Source organism: Brevundimonas sp. (assembly GCF_031082345.1).
In the GTDB taxonomy this organism is placed as follows: domain Bacteria; phylum Pseudomonadota; class Alphaproteobacteria; order Caulobacterales; family Caulobacteraceae; genus Brevundimonas.
Genome location: NZ_JAVHLH010000104.1, coordinates 1 through 8,992 on the forward strand (window position 1 = coordinate 1; position 8,992 = coordinate 8,992).

An 8,992-nucleotide genomic window follows, 5' to 3' on the forward strand; every position below is an offset into this window, starting at 1 on the left:
CCGCCGCCCGCGCCGCCGGGGCGCCGCGGCTGTATCTGGAGACCAGCAGTACGCTGAAGCCCGCCGGGGCCCTCTACCGCGGCTTCGGCTTCATCGACCTGCCGCCCCGGCCGAGCCCCTACGCCCGGGCCGACGTATGGATGGAGAAGCGGCTCCGGTGATCGGAGCGGGCCGCTATTCCTTCGACAGGTCCTGCCGTTTGAACCACGCCAGCGCCCCGGCCAGGGGGAGCAGGATCCACAGGCCGAGGCTGGCCCAGGCCTTCAGCACGATGCCGTCGGGCAGGGCGGCCGCCCGCTCGGCACCGGCGATGGCCGCGCTGATCGCGTCGACGGCCGCGCCCGGATTGATCAGCATGGCCAGCCAGGCGTCGGGCGTGAGCCCCATGGTCATCAGCAAATTGGGTGAGAAGAACTGGGCCACGCCCACGACCAGCGGCACGAACAGCGCCGCCAGCAGTGACCGGGTCACCACCGCCGCCAGCATGCCCATCATGGTGAACTGGAGGATGCGCGCCCACGACAGGGCCAACTGGCCGATGAACTGGCCCGCCATCGCGCCGGTCATCGAGAAGGTCAGCTGGCGCTCGAACACCGCCGCCTTGATCAGGTTCTCGATCAGGCCGGCGACCAGCATCAGCAGCATGGCGACCAGCGACATGACCGCCACCACCGCCAGCTTGCCCAGCAGCAGATTGGTGCGGCTGTTCCGCGCGCTGATCAGACGCCAGGTCTCCCAGCGGTAGTCCCCGGCGTAGATCGTGGCCGCGCCGATCAGGACGAACAGCAGGATCAGGGGATTGGCCAGATCTCCCGCCGCCGAAACCACGGCCTCGCCGAGATCCAGCGGGCTGCTGGTCATCATCTGGGTCAGCTCGGGCGGAGCCTCGCCGTCCACCAGCAGCTTGGTCTCGCCGCCCTTGAGGACGAGGTTGGTCAGGGCGCCGATCGCCACCGCGATGATCGGCACGAACAGCACGCTCCAGAACAGGGCGGTGCGGTTCTTCGACAGGCGGAAGCCTTCCGCGCGGATGGCGTCAACCAGCATGGATCGTCTCCGGCGTCTGGACGGAGCCCGTCTCGGTGAAGAAGATGGCCTCCAGGTCGGTGCCGACCCAGCGGGCTTCGTGAATGTCGACCCCGGCCGCGGCCAGGGCGCGGATCAGCGCCGGTCCCTCGTCCCGCTTGATGTCGGCGAGGACGGCGTCGCCCTCGGCCGCGCCCTTGGCGCCGAGAACCTCGAGCACCTGATCCTTCTGGGTGACGGACAGGCGCAGCCGCTCGCCGACAGCCGTCAACTCGCTGACCGCGCCTTCGCGCACCAGCTTGCCCTTGTTGAGGATGGCGACGCGATCGCAGACGCGCTGGACCTCCAGCAGCTGGTGGCTGGCCAGAACGACGGTGACGCCGTCATCGTCGGCGAGGCTGCGGATCAGGGCCCGCATCTCCTGGATGCCGGGCGGGTCCATGCCGCTGGTCGGCTCGTCGAGGATGATGAGCTCGGGCCGGCTCATCAGCGAGGCGGCGACGCCGAGCCGCTGCATCATGCCGACGGAGAAGCCGCGCACCCGACGGTCGGCGGCTTCGGTCAGGCCGACGCGCTGCAGCCAGTGAGGAATGTCGGTCTGGCCGCCGATGCCGTGTTCCAGCGCCAGCCAGCGCAGCACCTGCCGGGCGGTCATATAGGGCGGGAAGCGCGGCGTTTCGATCATCGAGCCCATGCGACGAAGGTGGCTGACCTCGTTGACGGCCCCGCCCATGACGCTGGCCGTCCCGTCGGTCGCCCGGATCAGGCCCAACAGGATGCGGAACAGGGTCGACTTGCCGGCCCCGTTGGGCCCCAGCACGCCATAGACCCCGCCTCGGGGGATCGACAGGTCCAGCCCGTCGAGGGCGCGAACGGTTCCGTAGGTCTTGGTGAGCCCCAAAACCTGGATAACGGGCGTTTCGATAACAGCGGTCATGGGCGCAGCTTGGACGTGCGTCGCGGTCGAACGCAAGGCGGCATGGCATTAAGCTTCGGCAATGTGCGAAGAGGCCGGACGCGCCGGGGAACGTGAGGAAAACGTAACCGTTTGGCCGCCGTACGCCTTGATCGCGTCGAAATGACCGGGCGAAATCGGCGTATAGCTCCTTCATGACCTTTTGGATGATGATGAAGACCAGCACCCTCGCGATCGCTCTCGCTCTATCCCTCGCCGCCTGCGGTCAGCCGGACGACAGCCGCGCCCAGGACGGCGTCTTCGCCGACAACCGCGTGCTGCCCGGCGACGCCCTGTCGATGAAGGCCAGCTTCGCCCCCGTGGTGCGCGAGGCGGCGCCGGCCGTGGTCAATATCGCCGCCCGCGGCGTCCAGCAGGTGCGCGATCCGTTCTGGGGCATCCCGGGCCAGCGCCAGACCGGCTCGGTCGGCTCCGGCGTCATCGTGCGGCCGGACGGCGTGGTGGTGACCAACAATCACGTCATCGAGGGCATGCAGCAGATCCGCGTCACCCTGAACGACCGGCGCGAGTTCTCGGCGCGGGTGGTGCTGGCCGACGCCCGCTCCGACATCGCCGTGCTGCAGCTCGAGGACGTCAACGAGCGGCTGCCGACGCTGAACATCGACGACCGCGAGGAGCAGCAGATCGGCGATCTGGTGCTGGCCATCGGCAATCCGTTCGGGGTCGGCCAGACGGTCACCAACGGCATCATCTCGGCCCTGAACCGCACCGAGACCGGCATTTCCGACAGCGGTTCCTTCATCCAGACCGACGCGGCCATCAATCCGGGCAACTCCGGCGGGGCCCTGGTCGACATGGACGGCGACCTGATCGGCATCAACACCGCCATCTTCTCGCGCTCGGGATCGTCGTCGGGCGTCGGCTTCGCCGTGCCCGCGACCCTGGTGAAGCGGGTGGTCGACTCGGCGGTCGGCGGGGCCACGGCCGTGGTCCGGCCCTGGCTGGGCGTGAAGGGCGAGACGGTCAGCGCCGAGATCGCCCGCAGCCTCGGCCTCGACCGGCCGCAGGGGCTGGTGGTCACCGACGTCTGGCCGAACGGCCCGGGGGCTCGCGCCGGCCTGCGCGAGGGCGACGTCATCACCGCCATCGACGGCGCCGAGATCAACGATCAGGGCGGGCTGAATTTCCGTGTCGCCACGCGCGAGCCGAACGATGCGGTCGCGGTCGCCATTCTCCGCGACGGCCAGCCCCGGACCCTGAACGCGCGCGTCCAGCGTTTGCCGGGCGACGCGAACATCGACAAGGCCGCCGTCATCCGTTCGGGCGTCTTCAGCGGCGCCCAGGTTCTGGCGCTCAATCCGGCGCTCGCTGACAATCTGGGCGGCGATCCGTTCGCGACCGGGGTCATCGTCGGCCGGGTCCAGCGCGGCAGCTACGCCAACGGCATCGGACTGCGCGGGGGCGACATCATCCTGGCGGTCAATGGTCGGGCGGTGACCTCTGTCGAGCAATTGGGCGATGTCGGCCGGGGCACGGAGATCACGATCAGCCGCGGCGGCCAGCGGATTTCCGCCGTCGTCCGCTAGGCCTCGTTCCGCTTCGGCCCGGTCAGCGACCAGACGTGGCCGAACGGATCGCGCAGCTTGGCGTGACGGCCGTAGAATTCGTCCACCGGAGGCCGGATCGTGACCGCGCCCTCCGCCTCCGCCCGGGCCAGCCAGGCGTCGACGTCGTCGACCGCCAAGGCCACCGTCACCGTCGTGCCGCCCAGACAGTCCGGCGCCAGGGTCCCGACCCGTTCGATCAGCTCGGGAAACTCGTCGGACAGATAGATGGCGCCGCCGTTGGCCAGTTCGACCATGGCGTGACCCAGCCGGCCGTCGTCCATGTCATGGCGCTCGACCGGCCGGCCCCCGAAGGCCCGCACATACCAGTCCAGCGCCCGTGCGCCGTTCCTCACCATCAGATACGGAACGACGGGCGGATCGGGCGGCGCCGAAGGCATGTTACGTCGCCTTGATCGGCGCCCCGATCGACCAACTGTGCCCGAACGGGTCCTTCAGCTGGCCGTAGCGGTCGCCCCAGAACTGGTCGGCCATGGGCATGGTCGGGATGGCGCCGGCCAGCAGGGCCCGCGTCCACCATTCGTCGGCGTCGTCGACCTGCAGGTGCAGGGTGACCCCCTTGGGCACGACATCCTGCTCGCCGCCGTATTCGGGGAATTCGTCGTGCAGCATGACGCTGGAGCCGTTGATCAGCAGGTGGGCGTGCATCAGCCGCTCGCCGTCGTCAGCCGGCTTCTGATCCAGCACCTGCGCCCCGAAGGCCCGGGTGTAGAACTCCAGCGCCGCCAGTCCGCCGCGCGACGGGATCACCAGATGCGGCGTGAGGCCCGAGGTCGGGCCCTGGTTCGGATCGGCCATGTCGCTCTCCTCTGCGGCGGCCCACACTAACGCGTGAAATGCGTGTCGGTAACGCCTATCTCTGCTCGCCCATGACCGATCTGTTCGAAGCCTCCGGCATCCATCCCCCTGACGCCCCGCTGGCCGACCGCCTGCGCCCCCGCACCCTCGACGAGGTGGTGGGCCAGGATCACCTGCTGGGCGAGGGCGGGCCGATCCGGCGCATGGTCGAGGCCGGACGGCTCGGCTCGATGATCCTTTGGGGGCCGCCGGGCACCGGCAAGACCACCATCGCCCGGTTGCTGGCCCAGGCCGCCGGCTATCAGTTCCAGCAGATCAGCGCCGTCTTCTCGGGCGTCGCCGACCTGAAGAAGGCGTTCGAGGCCGCCCGCATGCGCCGCGCGGCGGGCCAGTCGACCCTGCTGTTCGTCGACGAGATCCATCGCTTCAACCGCGCCCAGCAGGACGGCTTTCTGCCGTTCGTGGAGGAGGGGATCGTCACCCTCGTCGGGGCCACGACCGAGAACCCGTCGTTCGAACTGAACGGGGCGCTGCTGTCCCGCTCGCAGGTCTATGTCCTCAAACGGCTCGACGACGCGGCGCTCGATCAACTGTTGATTCGGGCCGAGGCGCAGGAGGGCAAGACCCTGCCCCTGACCCCGGAAGCGCGTCACGCCCTGCTGGCCCTGGCCGACGGCGACGGCCGCTATCTGCTGACCATGTCGGAGGTCCTGTTCGACCTGACCTCCACTGAGCCGCTGGACGTCCAGGCCCTGGCCGGCATCCTGCAGAAGCGTGCGCCCGCTTACGACAAAAGTCGAGAAGAGCACTATAACCTTATATCGGCGCTGCATAAATCGGTTCGCGGGTCTGACCCTGACGCGGCCCTTTACTGGCTGGCGCGGATGCTGAACGGCGGCGAGGATCCGCTGTATCTGGCGCGTCGTATCGTGCGCATGGCGGTCGAGGACATCGGCGAGGCCGACCCCCTGTCGCTGCTGGTCGCCAATGCGGCCAAGGATGCGTACGACTTTCTCGGCAGCCCCGAGGGCGAACTGGCCCTGGCCCAGGCCGTGGTCCACCTCGCCACCGCGCCCAAGTCGGTCGGGGTCTACGAGGCCTTCAAGGCGGCGAAGCGGGCGGCGGCCGAGACCGGCTCGCTGCCGCCGCCGGCCCACATCCGCAACGCCCCGACGAAGCTGATGAAGTCGCTCGGCTACGGCAAGGGCTACCAGTACGACCCCGACACCCCCGAGGGTTTCTCCGGCGCCGACTTCTTCCCCGACGAGATGGAGCGCCGCGTATTCTACGCCCCGAAAGGCGAGGGGCACGAGGCCAAGGTGAAGGAGCGTCTCGACCGCTGGGCGGCGCTGCGGGCGCGGATGCAGCCGGGCGACCCGCCGGAAGGGTAACCGTTGCCGTAACCCTGTTTTCGGACCATCCTCCGCCCATCGGAATATCCTTGGGAGGGGACGATGACCGACAATACCTCGATGACCACGAGCACGCCCTGGCACCTCTGGCTGGTGGGCGTGGTGAGCCTGCTGTGGAACGGCTTCGGCGGCTACGACTTCATCATGACCACGACGCAGGGCGCGACCTATATGCAGGCCGCTGGTTTCGATCAGCCGCTGATCGACTATTACATGGGCATGCCGACCTGGATGTACGTCCCGTGGGTGCTCGGCGTCTGGGGCGCGGTGGCGGGGTCCATCCTGCTGCTGATGCGCAGCCGCTTCGCCGTCTGGGCCTTCGGACTGTCGCTGATCGGGGCTGTCGTCAGCCTGATCTACGGCCAGTTCATCAATCCGCCGCCGGCCCTGCCGGCTGAACTGGCGATGATGAGCTACATGCCGTGGGTGATCACGGCCATCGCCGTCTTCCTGGCCTGGTACGCCTGGGCGATGGCGAAGAAGGGCGTTCTCCGGTGAGCGGCGGGGGCATCGGGAGCGCCCGGACGCCCTGGCACCTGTGGGTCGTCGGGGTCGTGGCCGCGCTGTGGAACGGCTTCGGCTGTTTCGACTACGTCATGACCCAGACGCGGCGCGACGAATGGTTCGCCCAGATGGACATGACGCCGGCGCAGCTGGACTATTTCAACGCCATGCCGGCCTGGACCCACGCGGCCTGGGCGATCGGGGTCTGGGGCGGCTTGCTGGGCGCGATCCTGTTGCTGCTGCGCAAGAAGCTGGCGACGCCGGTCTTCGTGGTCTCGTTCCTCGGCTGGCTGGCCGGCGCGGTCTACGCCTTCGGGATGTCGGACGGGCTTGAGGCCATGGGGTCGATGTGGCCGATGCAGATCGTCATCGGCGGCGCCTGCGTCTTCTTCATCTGGTACGCCTGGACCATGGGCAAGAAGGGCGTCCTGCGCTGACGACGGGCTGACGGGGGAGGGCGGTTCGCGTATGCACGCGCGGTGACCGACCGCTCCCCCGTTTCCCTCTCCGAAGACGAGATCGCCGCCGTCCGTTCGTGGGTGCTGCACGAGGACCCGCACGTCCTCGTCCTCGACAAGCCCGCCGGCCTGTCCAGCCAGGGCGGGCGGATCAAGGCGCATACGCTGGACGACCTGCTGTGGGCCTTCATGCGCTCCAACGGCAAGCGGCCCGAACTGGTCCACCGGCTGGACCGCGACACCTCCGGCGTCATCCTCGCGGCGAAGACCAAGCCGGCCGCCGGCTTCCTCGGCAAGGCGCTGCAGATGCGCCGCTTCCGCAAGACCTATCTGGCCCTCGTCGCCGCCGCGCCGGAGCCGCGCTCGGGCATGATCGACGCGCCCCTGGTCCGCCAGGAGATCGGCCGCGAAAGCTATATGCGGGTCTGCGCCTTCGACGCCCCCGGCGCCCAGGGTTCGCAAAGCCGCTACCGGACCCTGTCGGCCTCCGAGGACGGGGCCCTGGTCGAGCTGGAGCCGCTGACCGGACGGATGCACCAGCTGCGCGTCCACATGGCCCATATCGGCCGGCCGCTGGTCGGCGACCCCCGCTACGGCGGCGCCCTGACCTTCGCCGGCCGGGCCGCGCCCCGCCTGATGCTGCATGCGGCGAAACTGACCTTCCCCCATCCCGAGGGCGGCGACCGCACCGTCGAGGCGCCGCTGCCGGCGGATTTCGAGGCGTTGAGGCAGGCGGCGGGACTTTAGGAACATTCCACGCCGCCCGACGCTATTTCAGGGAACGCCCCGGAGCCCCGCCATGAAGCGCCTGACCCTGCCCCTGATCGCCGCCGCCGGCCTCGCCCTGTCGGCCTGCGCCAGCCTCGCCCCCTACGGCCCGCAGATGGGGCCCGGCGGGCAGGGCTATGTCGAGCAGCGGATCGAGTCCAACCGCTTCCGCGTCACCTACAATGGCGTCGGCGCGCCCGGCCCGGTCGCCGACATGGCCCTGTTGCGCGCCGCCGAGCTGACCACGGCTCAGGGCTATGACTGGTTCGAGGTGACCCAGCGCTGGATCGACGGCCGGCCCGACAGCGCCGGCGGCCTGCGCCCCAGCGTCGGCGTCGGCTACGGCTCGAGCAGCTACGGCGGCCGCTACGGCAGCTATCGCAGCTCGGGGGTCGGCGTCGGCGTCGGTCTCAACTTCAGCGGCCCGTCCCCGACCTCGACGACGCTGGAGGTCGTGATGGGTAATGGCGAAACCCCCGACCGTCCCAACGCCTATGACGCCCGCGGCGTCCAGGACGCCCTGCGTCCCCGGCTCTAGGGGCTCGGCGACCGCTCGGGCTCCCGTTCGTCCACGAAGTGAGCCACCGTCCGCCACAGTTCCGCGTCGTGGCCCACCCACAGATGGCCGCCGTCCGGATAGAGCACCAGCCGCGCGCCGGGAATCCGCCCCGCGGTATGGATGGCCGCCTTGTCGGTCTCGTACAGGTCGCCGCGCGCGCCGATGACCAGGGTGGGGCAGGCGATCCGCTCCACCGGCCAGTCCGGCGGCGTCCCTGCCGTGGCCGAGTCCATCAGCAGGCCCTCGCGCCGGGCGCTGACCGGCAGGATGTGGAACATCGCCTCCCGCACCCGGGCCCGCTCGCTCCGCGACGCCGCCTTCACCGTCGCCGGATCGGTCGCCAGCACCATCCGCGTCATGAAGTCCGGCGCCGCCCGTACACCGGCCCAGAACAGCAGGTCCGAGCCCAGCGCCGCATTGATCGTCCGCTGCGTCGTCGCGTCCGGGGCGGCGTTGGCCCCCGGCAGCCGCTCGGGGGCGTGGAGGGCCGGAACCGCCAGCACCAGCCCGCGACACCGCTCCGGGTGCCTGAGCGCCAGCTGGGTCGCGGACAGCGCTCCCGCCGAGCCGCCGAAGACGACCGCCTCCTCGATGCCCAGCCGGCGCATCAGCCAGTCCAGAGCATCGGCCTGCATCTCGGGCGTGGCGTCGTCCGGCATGGCGCTGCGCAGATAGCCGAAGCGCGAGGGGGCGATGATGCGCACGCCGTGGCCCGCCAGCGGCGCGCTGAACGCCAGCCCCTGGTCGAAGCCGCCGCCGCTGCCGTGGATGAACAGGACCGGCGGGCCCTCGCCGGTGTCGGCGTATTCGATCGGTCCCCAGGGGCTGTCGACGACCCGGCTGCGGTCGAGTGTGGCCGCCCGGGCCTCGGCGAGGTCGCGGCGGAAGGCGAGCGACACGGTCGCGACCACGCCGATCGCCACGGC

Annotated in this window: 11 protein-coding genes; 6 read left to right on the top strand and 5 right to left on the bottom strand. The window is 70.0% G+C overall.

Features of this window, described 5'->3' with window-relative positions; all coding sequences use genetic code 11:
- Positions 1-174: 174 nt before the first annotated feature.
- Positions 175-1,047, bottom strand: coding sequence for an ABC transporter permease subunit (locus RDU12_RS08330; RefSeq protein WP_300289939.1), 873 nt, complete (start codon positions 1,045-1,047; stop codon positions 175-177).
- Positions 1,037-1,963, bottom strand: coding sequence for an ABC transporter ATP-binding protein (locus RDU12_RS08335; protein ID WP_300289940.1), 927 nt, complete (start codon positions 1,961-1,963; stop codon positions 1,037-1,039). Before RDU12_RS08335 ends, RDU12_RS08330 begins: the two co-directional genes overlap by 11 nt.
- A gap of 173 nt (positions 1,964-2,136) precedes the next feature.
- Between RDU12_RS08335 and RDU12_RS08340 the strand changes: the two genes are divergently transcribed.
- Positions 2,137-3,528 carry a trypsin-like peptidase domain-containing protein gene (locus tag RDU12_RS08340; RefSeq protein ID WP_300289941.1) on the top strand — a complete coding sequence of 464 codons (1,392 nt, stop codon included), beginning with the start codon at positions 2,137-2,139 and terminating at the stop codon, positions 3,526-3,528.
- Here RDU12_RS08340 and RDU12_RS08345 read toward each other — a convergent pair.
- A complete protein-coding gene (locus RDU12_RS08345) occupies positions 3,525-3,947 on the bottom strand; it encodes a VOC family protein (protein WP_300289942.1) in 423 nt (140 codons plus the stop codon). The two genes, RDU12_RS08340 and RDU12_RS08345, sit on opposite strands and share 4 nt — an antisense overlap.
- A gap of 1 nt (position 3,948) precedes the next feature.
- Positions 3,949-4,365, bottom strand: a complete 417-nt coding sequence (locus tag RDU12_RS08350) for a VOC family protein (RefSeq protein WP_300289943.1) — start codon at positions 4,363-4,365, stop codon at positions 3,949-3,951.
- A 71-nt stretch (positions 4,366-4,436) separates the two neighbouring features.
- On the opposite strand from RDU12_RS08350, the gene RDU12_RS08355 reads away from it, so the two are divergent.
- From RDU12_RS08355 to RDU12_RS08375, 5 genes are all read left to right on the top strand, one after another.
- Positions 4,437-5,756: a replication-associated recombination protein A gene (locus RDU12_RS08355; protein WP_300289944.1), complete on the top strand. Its 1,320-nt coding sequence runs from the start codon at positions 4,437-4,439 to the stop codon at positions 5,754-5,756.
- 63 nt (positions 5,757-5,819) lie between these two features.
- Entirely contained in the window at positions 5,820-6,275 is a 456-nt protein-coding gene (locus RDU12_RS08360) for a hypothetical protein (protein WP_300289945.1), read from the top strand.
- Positions 6,272-6,718 (top strand): hypothetical protein, encoded by a 447-nt coding sequence (locus tag RDU12_RS08365; protein WP_300289946.1) that lies wholly within the window; start codon positions 6,272-6,274, stop codon positions 6,716-6,718. Before RDU12_RS08360 ends, RDU12_RS08365 begins: the two co-directional genes overlap by 4 nt.
- A 42-nt stretch (positions 6,719-6,760) precedes the next feature.
- Positions 6,761-7,486: an RluA family pseudouridine synthase gene (locus RDU12_RS08370; RefSeq protein ID WP_300289947.1), complete on the top strand. Its 726-nt coding sequence runs from the start codon at positions 6,761-6,763 to the stop codon at positions 7,484-7,486.
- 52 nt (positions 7,487-7,538) lie between these two features.
- Positions 7,539-8,045 (top strand): hypothetical protein, encoded by a 507-nt coding sequence (locus RDU12_RS08375; RefSeq protein ID WP_300289948.1) that lies wholly within the window; start codon positions 7,539-7,541, stop codon positions 8,043-8,045.
- Here the strand turns inward: RDU12_RS08375 and RDU12_RS08380 are convergent.
- The coding region (locus tag RDU12_RS08380) for an alpha/beta hydrolase (RefSeq protein WP_308684429.1) at positions 8,042-8,992 on the bottom strand (951 nt) is incomplete at its 5' end. The genes RDU12_RS08375 and RDU12_RS08380 overlap by 4 nt on opposite strands.